The following is a 13,028-nucleotide window of genomic DNA, read 5'->3' on the forward strand; positions in this document are numbered from 1 at the left end:
GAAAGACGGAAATGACACAATCATGGAAAGAGGTGCAACATCATGAAATATTCATACCTTCATTTCGGGATCATGCTACTGGCATTCTGGATCATCTCGATCTCTTTCTCAAAGAGTACCAACGCCGTTCCGGACAGTGATCGTTTCCAGAGAGCAACCTTTGCGGGGGGCTGCTTCTGGTGCATGGAAAAACCTTTTGAGGAATTGGAAGGGATCCTGTCCGTCACGTCCGGTTATACAGGCGGGTTCAGCAAACATCCAACGTACGAAACCTATGATACCGGAGGCCACCTGGAAGCTGTACAAATCGTCTATGATCAAACGAAGATTTCCTACGAGAAACTTCTGGATGTCTTTTGGCGGCAGGTCGACCCGACCGATCCGGACGGTCAGTTCGTGGACAGGGGAAAGCAATATTCCACGGCCATCTTTTTTCATAACGAAAAGCAGAGAAAATCGGCGGAAGAATCGAGAAACAACCTGGGAAAAAAGAACCTCTATGAGAAACCGGTTGTAACACCCATTCTCCCGGCCGGCGCCTTTTATCCAGCTGAAGAGTATCATCAGGATTACTACAAGAAGAATCCGATCCGGTACAGATATTATCGATACAACTCAGGCAGAGACTCATTCCTGGAAAAGATCTGGGGACGAAAAAGGAAAGGAACAAATCGATCCATGACCGACTTAAAGAAGAAACTCACCCCCATGCAATACCGGGTCACCCAGCAGGACCGTACCGAACCGCCCTTTGTCAATGCCTATTGGGATAACAAAAAGGCGGGGATTTATGTGGATATCGTATCCGGCGAACCTCTCTTCAGCTCTCTGAACAAATATGATTCCGGTACAGGCTGGCCCAGTTTCACAAGGCCCCTCGTACCGGAGAACATCGTCGAGCGCAACGACACCAAGCTGTTCCGGCTCCGCACGGAGGTCCGGAGCAGACATGCCGATTCACACCTCGGCCATCTCTTCAAGGACGGTCCACAACCGGCTGGCCTTCGTTACTGCATCAACTCAGCGGCACTTCGATTCATCCGGGTGGAAGAGCTGGAGAAAGAGGGCTACGGGAAATTCATGAAACTGTTCCAGCCGTTTTCGCACGGAATAGGGCCCACGGAATAGCAGACGGAATAGAGACGGAATAGGACCCGGAAGAGACGGAATAGGGCCAGGTCTTTAATCTTGATATTCCCATTCGATGGGTCGAATAGAATATTGAAGGAACGATGAAGTAAATTCAAAATTAAAGACCTGGCCCTCAGGACCTGCTGAGGACCTGCTGTATAAAACAGGCTGGGTTGCGGTGGGGGTTGGTGGCCCATCATAAGCGCAGGTTTCCTTTGTGCTTGTGTTCCTGGTTGCACAAATATACCATGGCTCCTGACTTAATCAAAGAGGTTTGGGCAACAGCCCGTCAAGGCCCTTTGCTGCTCCTACGTAGAACTTCGTCTCATCTCCATCGATATCAGCAGATCCGGAAACCCCGCTGATCCTGTGAAAAAGAATGTAATCTCATTTGTCAGCATGAAAGATTTGCCCCCGAAGGATCCCTCTTTTTTGTTTTTATTCGTATTTATTTCTTTTTTTCTTTTTTCTGTTTCCGTTTTTCTTTTTGGGTCAGCTTACTCTTTTTTTGTTCTTCCCGTTTGCCTTTATCTTTTTTCCCCTTGTCGCCCATGTCAACTCCTCCTTACTCAAAAATGGTTCTTTTTGTTTTTCTGCTTTCAGTAACCTCATGGAAAGTGTGAAACCACAAAAGCAAATAGAGATAATGCATTTGTCAAGATTAAAGACCCCCATGGGACCACTGTGATCTCAAACAGTTACCATGGTCCGACCCCGGACCCACAATCCCACAATAGTTGCTGACACTGGCTTTGCGCTATGTCGATGGGCTTCAGAAGGTAACGTTTCCATTGCCCCCTGCCATCCAAGCTACATGGCTCCGGCTTTTACCATGACGGGACTTGCACCCGTTAGTGTATGCTGCCCTTCGCTGGGTACGCAAGATTAAAGACCTGACCCCCAATCTTTCACATGACCCCCAATCTTTCACAAAGAAATGAGATCAGGCGTATCGGGAAAGGATTTGCCCCACGATCCCGGGGTCCGGCTTCCGGCCCACGAGGGGGCCGTCCTGAAGGACGGAGAGCCGGGCGGCATAGTCGGGACGGTCGTTTTTGTAGAGAACACCGACGGGGATCTTCTCCCCCCATTCCATGGCGGTCTTCATGGCGGACTCCCAGTCGGTGGGATCGTACTCTTCCAGTAGCTCGTAACAGCGTTTCTTGTACCATCCGAAGGTGTTCACCTTGTTGAAGGAGACACAGGGCTGGAGGATGTCGATGAGGGAAAAACCCTTGTGGGCGATCCCGAGGCGGATCATCTCCGTCATGTGATCGGGCATGCCGGAGAAACTGCGGGCCACAAAACCGCCGTGGAGAACCACCGCCGTCGCCAAGGGGTGGAAAGGCTCTTGGCACACCCCCTCGGGCTGGGCCTTGGTGACGAAGCCCTCGTCGGATGTGGGACTTGCCTGTCCCTTGGTGAGGCCGTAGATCTGGTTGTCATGGACGATCAGGGTGAGGTCAAGGTTCCGCCGGAGGGCGGCAAGAAAGTGGTTCCCCCCCTCACCGTAGGTACAACCGTCGCCGCTCTCGACGATCACCTTCAACTCCGGATTGGCGAGCTTCGCTCCGGTGGCAACGGGAATCGCGCGGCCGTGGAGGCCGTTGAAGAAGTTAACATTGAGGTAGTGAGGCGCCTTGGCTGCCTGCCCGATCCCGGAAACGAAGAGGACTTCATGCGGAGCGATCCCCGCCCCGGCCATGGCGGATTTGACTGCATCAAGGATCGGGAAGTTGCCGCACCCCGGGCACCAGGCCGTTTCATATTCACCGTAGTCGCCGATTTCCACCTCACGCTCCCTTCGTCACACCCTTTTCAGTACCTGCAGGAGATACTCCGGCGTGATCGGCAGTCCGTCATACCGCAGGATCTCCCGCTTGATCTCAAACCCTGTCTCACGATGCAGGAGTCGTCCGAACTGACCGGTGGCGTTCCCTTCTACGGAGACCACCTCTTGCGCTCCCTCTAACTTACCGAGAAACTGTCCCGGATCCAATGGCCGGAGTTGTGAAAAATGAAGAACGGCGGCATCCCTTCCTTCCTCCCGCAAACGCTCCGCCGCCTCGCATACGGCCCCCTTCGCGGAACCCCAGCAGACCAGCAGGAGATCCGGTGAATCGTTCCCCTCGTAGTACGGCGGGATCACCTCCCGGAGCAGTCCCTTCATCTTCCGCAGCCTTTTTCCCACCATCCGCTTCCGGATCGAGAGGTCCTCCGTGATATGTCCGGCCTCGTCATGCTCGTCGCTGTCGGCCACAACAAGGTGGCTCGACCGCCCCGGCAGGAGACGAGGCGAAATCCCATTGGAAGTCATTGCGAAACGTTTATAGGGAAGTTCCAACCCGCCGGGGTCGGCACCCGGTTCAACCCCGTCAAGCCCCGTGACATCGATGGGATCAACGGCCCGGTACGAGTCGGCCAGGAACTGATCGGTCAGGATGAAAACCGGCCCTTGGTATTTCTCCGCCGTTCCGAAGGCCCGCCGGGTCAGGTGGAAACACTCCTCCAAGTCCCCGGGGGCGAAGACGGCCCGGGGGAATTCACCATGTCCCGCATAGAGAATCATCTCCAGGTCTCCCTGCTCCGTCCGGGTAGGAAGTCCCGTGGCCGGGCCGGGACGCTGGGCCACAACAATCACGACGGGTGTCTCCGTCATCCCGGCAAGGCTCACCCCCTCCGTCATGAGGGCGAATCCCCCGCCGGAAGTGGCCGTCATACTCGGCACCCCTGCGAAGGAGGCGCCGATCGCCATGTTGACGGCGGCGATCTCATCCTCGGCCTGTTCGACGACAATCCCCGTTTCCGTTGCCGTGGCAATCAGGGTCATGGGGATCGAAGTGGCGGGGGTCATGGGATAGTAGGCGCAGAAGCGAAGGCCCGCCGAGACCGCGCCGTAAGCAATCGCCTCGTTGCCGTTCAGCATCCACCGGTTATGAATTCCCGCCACTGCCGGAAGTTCGAGGTGGTTCATCCCCTCTCCTTCAGCCCACCGGTAGGCGAGGTCGAGGACCTGCCGGTTCCGCTCCTTTATCTCCTCCGGTTTCTTTTTTGCGAAGAGTTCACCAAGAAGACCGCAAATCAATTCCCGGTCGAGACCGAGGAGGCACCCGGCAACTCCGAGCAAAGCGATGTTGAAAAAACGGGGCTCCGCCAGTTCCCTGAACGGAACCCGTATGCAACTGTCGCAGATCAGCTCCACCGATTCGTCGACGATGGTCACCCCCTTCACGGTCAGGCGCTTTCCATGAAGGCGGACGGCCTCTTCATTCATGGCAATAAGAAGATCGACGGGCAACGCAGGCGCCCGGACTCTGCCCGGACCAACCCGGACGGCAAAGGTATTGTGCCCACCCCGAACCCGCGACTGGTAGGCCTGCGTCACAACAATCCGGTACCCGCTTCGCACGAGGGACCGGGCAAGCAACTGACCGAGCGTCACCAATCCCTGGCCCGCCTCACCCCCGATAAGTATGTTGCAGGATTCCACCATCCGGACCCACCGTAAAGAAAAAAGCGTCCCGCCTCCGCGCAAACCGGAAAAGACGGAACGCACCATTCAAATCACAGACGAACTTTTATTGTACATCGCAGCAAACTCAAAACCTGACAAACACCGCTGACAGGCTTTTTGCAAAGCGATCACGCATAAGGATAAATCCCGCTCTTAATCTTCCCGAGGTTCTCGAGGAGGCGGTTATGCTTCTCTTCATCCTCCATGAGATAGTCGAGCAGGTATTCCTGAACGAGCATCTTCTTCCCCTGAATGGCCGCAAGACTCTCCTTGACCAGGCCGACCATCCGTTTTTCGATCTGAAGGTGGTTCTCCACCATCTCGGAGATTGCGTTCAGCTCGTCGATGTTCAACGACAACGACGCCTTCTCAAAGCTGTCTGCGATGAACTGCTGCACCCTGTAGTGCATCTTGGAATCGTTCTGGATGATCTCCATTACCGTCCGGATGATGGGATTGTCCGTTTTCTCCATGATCGCACCGGTATTTGCCACGGAGGCATCCTCAATCTTCTGCCAGGTTTTCATGTTCTTCACGATCTTTTCCTGCAACTCTTTGGTCTTCATTCGCGACTCCTTTATCTTTAAACAGCTTCGAATCCGTCTGATTGGAAAGAAATGCTTCTATCAAGGGTCTAAAACGCTCTGACGGCTACCAGTTTTCACCGAGAACTTCAAAGTGAGCTTGGGGATGATCACAGGCGGGACACTTGCCGGGAGCCTCTTCCCCTTCATGAAGATAGCCGCAGTTGCGGCAGCGCCAGACCACTTTTTTCTTCTTCCTGAAAACCTCACCCGCCTCGATATTGGCAAGAAGATCACGGTAGCGTTTCTCATGTTGTCTCTCCGCAACAGAGATCGCCTCGAAGGCGAGGGCGGCCGCTTCAAACCCCTCCTCCCGTGCAACCTTTGCAAAAGAGGGATACATCTCGGTCCACTCCCCATGTTCCCCGTCGGCTGCGGCCTTCAGGTTCTCCGCCGTCGTGCCGATCCTCCCGGCCGGGAAAGACGCCTGCACCTCGACCTCTCCCCCTTCGAGGAACTTGAAAAACCGCTTGGCATGCTCCCGTTCCTGGTTTGCCGTCTCATCGAAGATATCCGCAATCTGCACAAAACCTTCCTTCTTTGCCTGCCCGGCAAAATAGGTATAACGGTTCCGTGCCTGCGACTCACCGGCAAAGGCAGTGAGGAGATTCTTTTCCGTCTGCGTTCCCTTCAAACTCATCCAACTCCTCCTTTCGCTCTCACACTCCACATTTAATGCATAACATCAACAACAGACTGTATCTGATTGTTTATGAAAACATTTTAATAATCCAGGACGGGACAAGACCGCCTGTTGCATCCTACGCAACACAACGACCATGATGAAAAAAGTACCAGCGCCGCGGGGAGCTGTCAAGCGGCGCTTCGATCTTTCTTCCGGCTAGGGGAACGGTTTCCATCAACAACAGCCGTTTCCATTCCCCTCCCCGTCACACCCGCAGCTCGGCTCCCCCCCGAAGAGGAGGCTGTTGATAATGGCCGAGGCGCAGCCGACGCCGGGGTTGACCAGGATGGCTCCGAATTCACAGTTCTTCACGCAGGCGCCGCACTCCATGCAAAGGTCCCGGTCGGTGATCACGGCCCGTTTTTCCTTCATCTCAAAGACGCAGTGGGGACAGACCTCGACGCACCGGCCGCACCCTTTGCACTTTTCCGGATCGTATTTGAGCGTTGCGACATCCTTGAGATATTTCATGGTCATCCCCATGTCCGCACCTTGTAGATGATCAGGAACAGAGCGGAAAGAACAAGCGCCGTAAAATAGAGCGGAAGGGCCCGCTTCAGTTCCTTCTCCACGCCGGACATGCCGGTGTAGGGGGTCGATCCGGTAAAGTTCAGGGCAAGATAGGAACTCGCTGCAGGAAAGAGAATCAACGCCACAAGGGAAAGCAGGACACTCCGTAACGGGACGCCCCCGGCCAGAAAGGTCGCGCAGGTCGAGAGGAGCCCGGCGATCCACCCCTTGATCCCGAAGGAGGGGGTCGGAAGATAAGGAAGCAAAATCGGCATAAATACCGTCCCGGCGAGGACCGAGACCAGCCCCAGGATCACGAATGAAAGACCGCCGTCCCATGCCGGCCGGAAGAGAATCCCTTCCCGTTGCAGTCCGAACAGGAGAAAGACCCCCACGAGGAAATATGGAAATTTTTTCATGGCCGGGTTCAGCTCCATCGGGGTCAGCACCAGCCGGTCCCACATCGAGAAGCGAACCTTCCGCATCTCCCGCGTCGCCCGGTAACCCGCATCGATGAATGTGGGGATATCCTTTGCCGCCACGGGGCCGAAGAGAACCCGGAAGCCGGTCTCCTTCTTTACAACGTGGGCAGCGACACCGACGGCACCCAACTGGGGGACGATCACACGCCGGTGCTCAACCACCCGATCGAGCCCGACGGCACGGATCCTCCGGATCAGTTCCTCCGTCCCGAAGGTCCCCTTCCCCGCCGCACACCAGACATTGATTCCCTTCGTGTCGAGAACCACGATCCAGGCATCCCGCCCCTTCAAGGCACGGCGAAGATGATCGAAACTCAATTTGTAATTGGCGCTGACGAAGACATCGGAGGTCTTGTCCGGGCTCCCGACAGCGTAGAGACCGGGCTCCACCCGGTACTGCATGCGGAAGGCGCTGATTCTCGATCTGAATGCGCCCCAACGGTCCGCCCGGGACCAGCCGGTCCCGACATGCTGCACAGCCGGGGAAGGAACACGAAGATCGCCCATCCGGACAAACCTGTCCGTCGTGGGGCCCTTTTCACCGCAACAGGGGGAAGGAGTGATCGTTTGCGAAGTACAGCAGGATTTTTCCGATTGTTCGCTCATGATTGATCCTGAGAATAAACAGCAGAGCCGAAAAAGTCAAGTTGATCAAATCATCCAACCGGTCAAGATGGGGAAAAGATTTCCCTTATTGTGTAAAAGTTTTCCATTATTGGGTGAAAGTTTTCCTATTTCTTTTGCAAAGCTGCCACATCCAAATCATTAGCATAATCTTTCAACCGATTGTTATGTTACACGATTCACCATAAAATATCCTATACATGCTCATCCGGCATATATATTGCTTATCACTTTCATGCAGTATCGCTTTATAACGTTTTCATGATTCACACAAAATGGTCTCTGAAATTCTCGGAAATCGGAAAGGAATTTTACCATGTCGAAAACCAGTTCTTCAACCCCCACCCGCGTCCGGAGTTGGGCCGTCCAGCTTGGCGCTCTCGTCTTCTTACTCTTTTCCGTCACCACACCGGCGGCGGCTTCACCCGTCTATGCGGAAGCACGGCTAGATGGCGTTGTCCGGCAGGACGGCACCGCTGGCATGCAGCAAACCCCCTTCGATGTCGGCGGCGTCAATGCGACCACGGCGCAGGTCAACGAGGCCCTCCCCGAGTCTCAGGCAACCGGCACGATGGGTATCGCTGCCCGCCACGTTGCCATAAGCACCGGCGCTACCTCCAGCCACACGAGCCACACCTGGTACGATGCGTGGAACCAACCCTATAATGTGATCGACAGCCAGGCCACAGGCATGACGAGCCTTACAGCTCAGTTCTCGAGCACCTACCAGATCGGCTCGGCAACGCTCGCCGCCGGCACACCGGTGACCGTGGACCTCCTGTGGAATCTGCTAGGCTCAGTGTCACAGAGCTACGGCTACGCGGGAATCCATGTCGACACCTCCGGCAAGACCGGGGCATTAGGGGGAGGGAGTCCCAACCTTTATTCCTTTAACCACCTCCAGGATTGGGCGGTGGGACAAACGCATGACGGAACAAACCGGATTTTCGGCGACCCCGCCGGCGGGTCGGCGACGATCGACGCTTCGTTTACCGGCAGCGAGTCCCTGAAGGTCGGCGACATCTTCACCATTGGTGCCAACTTCGATGAGTTGCTGTACAGTTCCATCCACAGTGAGATTATCCCTCCGAGTACCACTTGGCGCACCTATACCGATGGTTGGGGAACGGCAAACCTCACGGCCGATCTCAACCTCTCGTCGGCCGACAACGTCGTCTTCACTCCCCTCGCCGTCCCCGAGCCCGCCTCCCTCCTCCTGATCGGAACCGGTCTGATCGGGCTGGCCGGATTGAGACAAAGGAACAGCCGCACTGAATGACCCGAGTGGAAGCACGAAAGGTCGAGGAGTTGGGACGATGCCGCCCCGGGTAAACCGGGACGCTACAGGGTTTTTACCCGGCATCGGTTTTCTTCATGGCCTTCATGTGCTTCATGGTAAATTGCTTTTCCGGTTTTGCTTTTCCTTTGCGCCCTTTGCGTCCTCTGCGAGATGCCGCTTGCCGCTTTTGCCTTTGGTATTGTTTTGTCCCTCTGTGCCTTTGCCCCTCTGCCCCTTGCCTTTGTCTCCGTGTTCTCTGTGTACTCCGTGGTGATATGCTTTTTGATTTCTCCGCGGTCAGGCGTTCCTGCGACTTGACACCCTCCCTGAAGATGGTAGACTTTAAATCATCCGTAGAAACCGTTGAGAAAGAAGTTCGAAATGAGACTTGAACTCTTCCAGTTTCCGACCTGACCTTACTGCATGAAGGTCCGTCGGGCCATCCGCAGACTTGAGGTCGATATGGAGTACAGGAACATCCTCTGGCCGCCGAACATCCGGCGCCTTATCCGGGAGGGGGGACGCTATCAGATCCCCTGCCTCTTCATCGACGGGAAGGCGATGTACGAATCGGACGATATCATAGGTTTCCTGCGGGAACATTTCCCCGCCCGCTGAATTCCCGTCACCGGGAACGCTGATGAAAGGAAAGAAGACAATGATCTTTGTTGCCGGGGGAACAGGCTTCGTCGGGCGCCGTCTCCTGAGAGGGTTGAAAGAGGAAGGACGGTCCATCCGGTGCCTCGTCCGGAACCGGGAAAAGGCGGAGTGGGTCGCAGGTCTCGGTTTCGAGGCCGCGGAAGGGGATATCTCCGATCCCGGATCCTTGAAGGGAGCGCTGGAGAGCATCGATACGGTGGTCCACCTCGTCGGAATCATCGAGGAAAAAGGCGGCGCCACCTTTGAGTCGGTCCACGTGAAGGGAACGGGACACCTCGTCAACGAAGCGGTTGCAGCCGGGGTGAAACACTTCTTCTACCAGTCGGCCCTCGGGGCGGATCCCGCCTCTCCCTTCGGCTACCTGAAAACAAAAGCCAAGGCGGAGGAGATCGTCACCTCTTCCGGAATCGATTATACGATCTTCCGCCCTTCCCTGATCGTAGGGGAGGGGGACGGCTTCACCGAACGGATGAAGCAGATCGTCTCCCTCGGCCCGGTCGTCCCCGTGCCGGGTGACGGGACGGCCCGCTTCCAGCCCTTTTCCGTAGACGACTGGTACCGTGCATTCCAAAAGGTGCTTGACGGCAAGGTGGAACGGAACCGAACCTACGAGATGGGGGGAGCCGAGCAGTTGACCTATAACGAGATCCTCCGGGAGATCCTGCTCGTCCTCCATCTGGACAAACTGATCGTTCATCTGCCGATGGGGCTTACACGGTTGATGCTTCCTTTCATGGGGCCGGCAAGATCGGTCGCCTCCCTCCTCGGGAAGGAGATCCCCGAGGTTACGGCCGACCTCCTCGCCCTTCTCAGCCGGGACAATATCTGTGCCATCGATTCCCTGGAGAAAGATTTCGGGATCGAACCGATCCCCTTCGCGGAGGCACTCCGATCCTTCCTGAAGTAATCCCCTCTTCGGAGAGAGACGGCAATTTCCATGGTTTCAATCTTCGGTCAACCGGAACCAGGCAGCCAGGATCCCCATGTACCAGGCAAAACTCAGAAGGGCCGTGACCGCATCAAAGAAAGCGAAATCGGTCAGTGGACGGAAGAAGCGGTCGTGAAAACAAAGGCAGGGGTTACGATCTCCACCGAACACGGGCCCCAGCAGGAGATCTATGAAGAAGAAGAGCTGCCAGGCATTACGGCGTATGTAACGCCCCAGCCGGAACCAGACACGGATGCTCCCCGTGAAACCGAGATCCTCCCTGAACATCCGCCGCAGGACCCGGAAATAGGGGGTCAACAAGAGCCGCCCCATCCCGCTTTGCACGGAATAGACATTCCGGGCACGCTCAAAGAAAATGAGAGTCCCCGTACTGTAAAGCCCCATGATGATCCCCATCAGTATGTAACGCCGATGGAAGCCTTCCACTTCAAACCGCCGGGCGGAGGTTGCAAGCACTCCGGGCAGGGTGATCCAGGCCCCCTCTTCCCGGATCCGTTCCGCCATCTCCTGGTCTTCGAGGAACGGGAAGGTCTCATCGAACCCACCGAGGCGTTCAAAATATCCCTTCGACAGCAGGAAGCCCTGGTCGCCGCTGGTGGTATTGGTTCTATTGAGACGGCTCTTGGCTTCGAGGAACCGGTAGGCCAGGGAGTTCCGGCCGTCGGACCGCTGAAAACGGAGGGGGAAATGGCCCGCCACGCCGTCACCGCCCAATCGCGAGATCTCCTCCCGTAACCGGTCGAGTGCGTTTGCAAGAAGGCGCGGGTCTTCCAGCCCGGAGTCTGCGTGGAGAAAGAGGAGGAATTCTCCCCGTGCGGCCCGGGCTCCGGCGTTCATCTGCCGTCCCCTCCCCCGCTCCGTCCGTACGACAACGGCATGAAATGATTCTGCGATCCGGCATGAATCGTCATGAGACCCTCCGTCGGCGATGATAATTTCCAGAGAGAGCCCTTGTTGATTCCGGAGAGAAGTGAGCAGGTCAGGCAGATGTTCCGCCTCATCCAGGACAGGAATGATCAGAGAAAGATAAGGTACAGACATTTTGTTCAGGAACGGTCCTGCTTCAGACGATCAAACTCACTGAAGGATCTTGAGACACAATCCTCGATGGCCACACCGCTGAAATAGTTTCCCGTCAGATAGAGTGACGTCTCCCGGAGTTTCTCATCGATCCGCCGGACCCACTCTTTGTGCCCGACACGAAGGGCGGGGAGGAGATTCTCCTTCTCCACGACATCGACCAGTTGATTCTCCGTAAGCCCGAGCAGTTCACAGGCACGCCGGACCTTTCCTTCCCGGTCGAGCCGGCCCGGCTTGAAGTGGAAGGTGAAGCCGCGGTATCGATGATGGGGAACCGTATCCCGGGAGACGATGGAATAGAAACTGTCTTCGGCCGCCACGGCCCCTGCGAAGGGAGGTAGGGAAAGATCCTTCTTCTCGACAACAACCCCAAGCGATTCGATCCGTACCGTCTTGATACAATGCAATTCACCGGCAAGATCGGGCAAGGTTTCATCCAGCAGTGAGGCCGCCGTCGAAGCGGGAACGGCCAATGCCACGGAGGGAGACCGAACTTCCCTCCCCTCCCTCAGGAGAACCCGGAAGTCCCGGCCCTCCTTCCGCAGAACGGAAACACCTTCTCCGAAACGGACCTCCAACCCCTTCTGAGAGGTGGCGGCACCGGCAAGACTCTGAAGACCCCGGCGAAAGGTGAAGCTCTTCAAGACATCCTTGCGACGGGAACGCTTTTTGAACAGCATGTCGGCCGGGAAATCGCCCGTTTCCTGGGAAAGAACGGAGTTGAAAAGGTGAGAAAAGAGGGTTTTGAAATTTTTTCTCCCGACGATGGGACCGTAGTAGGAGGCGACGCTTTGCCCTTCCTTCCTGAGCCGGAAAAGGCGGGGAACGGAGAGCAGCAGTTCCGAAAAATTGATGCACGAGGGAATCGATTTCAAGCGATCCTCCCGGATCATTTTAAAGGGGACCTTCGCCCGTGGCTGCAGTTGATCCTGAATCCCGCACCCCTCGATCATGGAGAGTAGATTCCCGTAGGAATTGTAACAGGTATGAGCGCCCAGCTCGAGCCAAAACCCCTCGCCGGAGCCATCATGGGTGTGGGAATGAAAAGCCCCGCCCGGACGGTCTTCCCTCTCGAGGATGACCGTCTTCATCCCCGCCCGGGCACAGCGGTATCCCAGGCTCATGCCGCTGATGCCCGCGCCGATAATGATGATGTCGCAGGTTTCCAATCCCGTCCCCTTTCAGGATTGGAAGTCGCGGTCCATGACGGTCTTTCTGCGGTCGGACCGGGCTTTCTCAATCGCCTGATCGCACATCTTCCGGATCAGATCGGAAAGGGCCGACGCAACATTTCCCGCCGTGTTCATCCCCGAAGCGGACCGGATATAATTCTTCACCTTCGAAACAACGACGAGCACCTCGTTCTCACTGCTCATATTCTTCCTCCTTTCAACGGAATACTGCTTTCAAAAAATCCCACCCTGCGGATTAATAGCAGATGAACCGGCAAATAACAAGGAAAATGATTCCCTTCGCCCTCGATGTTTTTGGTAGTCAATGCCGGGGAAACATGCTAAATTTATTTACAAT

Annotated in this window: 13 protein-coding genes; 4 read left to right on the forward strand and 9 right to left on the reverse strand. The window is 56.0% G+C overall.

From position 1 onward, the window contains the following. Positions 1-72: 72 nt before the first annotated feature. Complete coding sequence (gene msrB / locus GXP58_00855; protein ID NOY52151.1) at positions 73-1,128, forward strand: peptide-methionine (R)-S-oxide reductase MsrB; 1,056 nt, start codon at positions 73-75, stop codon at positions 1,126-1,128. 946 nt (positions 1,129-2,074) lie between these two features. On the opposite strand, the gene GXP58_00860 is transcribed toward msrB, so the two are convergent. From GXP58_00860 to GXP58_00885, 6 genes are all read right to left on the reverse strand, one after another. Beyond that, positions 2,075-2,923, reverse strand: coding sequence for a 2-oxoacid:ferredoxin oxidoreductase subunit beta (locus GXP58_00860; GenBank protein ID NOY52152.1), 849 nt, complete (start codon positions 2,921-2,923; stop codon positions 2,075-2,077). Between the two features lie 15 nt (positions 2,924-2,938). Beyond that, a complete protein-coding gene (locus GXP58_00865; GenBank protein NOY52153.1) occupies positions 2,939-4,624 on the reverse strand; it encodes a 2-oxoacid:acceptor oxidoreductase subunit alpha in 1,686 nt (561 codons plus the stop codon). A 149-nt stretch (positions 4,625-4,773) separates the two neighbouring features. Continuing rightward, complete coding sequence (locus GXP58_00870; protein NOY52154.1) at positions 4,774-5,211, reverse strand: hypothetical protein; 438 nt, start codon at positions 5,209-5,211, stop codon at positions 4,774-4,776. Positions 5,212-5,296: 85 nt separating this feature from the next. Further along, a complete protein-coding gene (locus GXP58_00875; GenBank protein NOY52155.1) occupies positions 5,297-5,869 on the reverse strand; it encodes a rubrerythrin family protein in 573 nt (190 codons plus the stop codon). 219 nt (positions 5,870-6,088) lie between these two features. Continuing rightward, the gene (locus tag GXP58_00880) at positions 6,089-6,391 is read right to left on the reverse strand and encodes a 4Fe-4S dicluster domain-containing protein (GenBank protein ID NOY52156.1); all 303 of its coding nucleotides are present in this window, start codon (positions 6,389-6,391) and stop codon (positions 6,089-6,091) included. Beyond that, positions 6,388-7,512 carry an acetyl-CoA synthase subunit gamma gene (locus GXP58_00885; GenBank protein ID NOY52157.1) on the reverse strand — a complete coding sequence of 375 codons (1,125 nt, stop codon included), beginning with the start codon at positions 7,510-7,512 and terminating at the stop codon, positions 6,388-6,390. Before GXP58_00885 ends, GXP58_00880 begins: the two co-directional genes overlap by 4 nt. A gap of 334 nt (positions 7,513-7,846) precedes the next feature. Between GXP58_00885 and GXP58_00890 the strand changes: the two genes are divergently transcribed. The 3 genes from GXP58_00890 to GXP58_00900 all read left to right on the forward strand — a co-directional run bounded on the left by GXP58_00890 (position 7,847) and on the right by GXP58_00900 (position 10,376). Continuing rightward, complete coding sequence (locus GXP58_00890; GenBank protein NOY52158.1) at positions 7,847-8,809, forward strand: PEP-CTERM sorting domain-containing protein; 963 nt, start codon at positions 7,847-7,849, stop codon at positions 8,807-8,809. A 423-nt stretch (positions 8,810-9,232) separates the two neighbouring features. After that, a complete protein-coding gene (locus tag GXP58_00895) occupies positions 9,233-9,427 on the forward strand; it encodes a glutaredoxin (GenBank protein ID NOY52159.1) in 195 nt (64 codons plus the stop codon). A gap of 22 nt (positions 9,428-9,449) precedes the next feature. After that, positions 9,450-10,376 carry an NAD(P)H-binding protein gene (locus GXP58_00900; GenBank protein NOY52160.1) on the forward strand — a complete coding sequence of 309 codons (927 nt, stop codon included), beginning with the start codon at positions 9,450-9,452 and terminating at the stop codon, positions 10,374-10,376. Positions 10,377-10,412: 36 nt separating this feature from the next. Here GXP58_00900 and GXP58_00905 read toward each other — a convergent pair whose 3' ends face one another. The 3 genes from GXP58_00905 to GXP58_00915 are packed head-to-tail and all read right to left on the reverse strand — an operon-like array spanning position 10,413 to position 12,874. Beyond that, on the reverse strand, positions 10,413-11,459 hold the full coding sequence (locus GXP58_00905; protein NOY52161.1) for a glycosyltransferase: 1,047 nt from the start codon (positions 11,457-11,459) through the stop codon (positions 10,413-10,415). A 5-nt stretch (positions 11,460-11,464) separates the two neighbouring features. Next, complete coding sequence (locus GXP58_00910) at positions 11,465-12,622, reverse strand: NAD(P)-binding protein (protein NOY52162.1); 1,158 nt, start codon at positions 12,620-12,622, stop codon at positions 11,465-11,467. 57 nt (positions 12,623-12,679) lie between these two features. Beyond that, positions 12,680-12,874 carry a hypothetical protein gene (locus tag GXP58_00915; protein NOY52163.1) on the reverse strand — a complete coding sequence of 65 codons (195 nt, stop codon included), beginning with the start codon at positions 12,872-12,874 and terminating at the stop codon, positions 12,680-12,682. Positions 12,875-13,028 lie beyond the last annotated feature (154 nt).

Source organism: Deltaproteobacteria bacterium (assembly GCA_013151235.1).
Taxonomy (GTDB): Bacteria; CG2-30-53-67; CG2-30-53-67; order CG2-30-53-67; family CG2-30-53-67; genus JAADIO01.

Excerpts from the sequence above, each read along its gene's own strand:
- msrB (NOY52151.1), top strand. The coding sequence starts at position 73 with ATGCTACTGGCATTCTGGATCATCTCGATCTCTTTCTCAAAGAGTACC.
- GXP58_00865 (NOY52153.1), bottom strand. The coding sequence starts at position 4,624 with ATGGTGGAATCCTGCAACATACTTATCGGGGGTGAGGCGGGCCAGGGA.
- GXP58_00870 (NOY52154.1), bottom strand. The coding sequence starts at position 5,211 with ATGAAGACCAAAGAGTTGCAGGAAAAGATCGTGAAGAACATGAAAACC.
- GXP58_00875 (NOY52155.1), bottom strand. The coding sequence starts at position 5,869 with ATGAGTTTGAAGGGAACGCAGACGGAAAAGAATCTCCTCACTGCCTTT.
- GXP58_00880 (NOY52156.1), bottom strand. The coding sequence starts at position 6,391 with ATGACCATGAAATATCTCAAGGATGTCGCAACGCTCAAATACGATCCG.
- GXP58_00885 (NOY52157.1), bottom strand. The coding sequence starts at position 7,512 with ATGAGCGAACAATCGGAAAAATCCTGCTGTACTTCGCAAACGATCACT.
- GXP58_00890 (NOY52158.1), top strand. The coding sequence starts at position 7,847 with ATGTCGAAAACCAGTTCTTCAACCCCCACCCGCGTCCGGAGTTGGGCC.
- GXP58_00895 (NOY52159.1), top strand. The coding sequence starts at position 9,233 with ATGAAGGTCCGTCGGGCCATCCGCAGACTTGAGGTCGATATGGAGTAC.
- GXP58_00900 (NOY52160.1), top strand. The coding sequence starts at position 9,450 with ATGAAAGGAAAGAAGACAATGATCTTTGTTGCCGGGGGAACAGGCTTC.
- GXP58_00905 (NOY52161.1), bottom strand. The coding sequence starts at position 11,459 with ATGTCTGTACCTTATCTTTCTCTGATCATTCCTGTCCTGGATGAGGCG.
- GXP58_00910 (NOY52162.1), bottom strand. The coding sequence starts at position 12,622 with ATGAGCCTGGGATACCGCTGTGCCCGGGCGGGGATGAAGACGGTCATC.
- GXP58_00915 (NOY52163.1), bottom strand. The coding sequence starts at position 12,874 with ATGAGCAGTGAGAACGAGGTGCTCGTCGTTGTTTCGAAGGTGAAGAAT.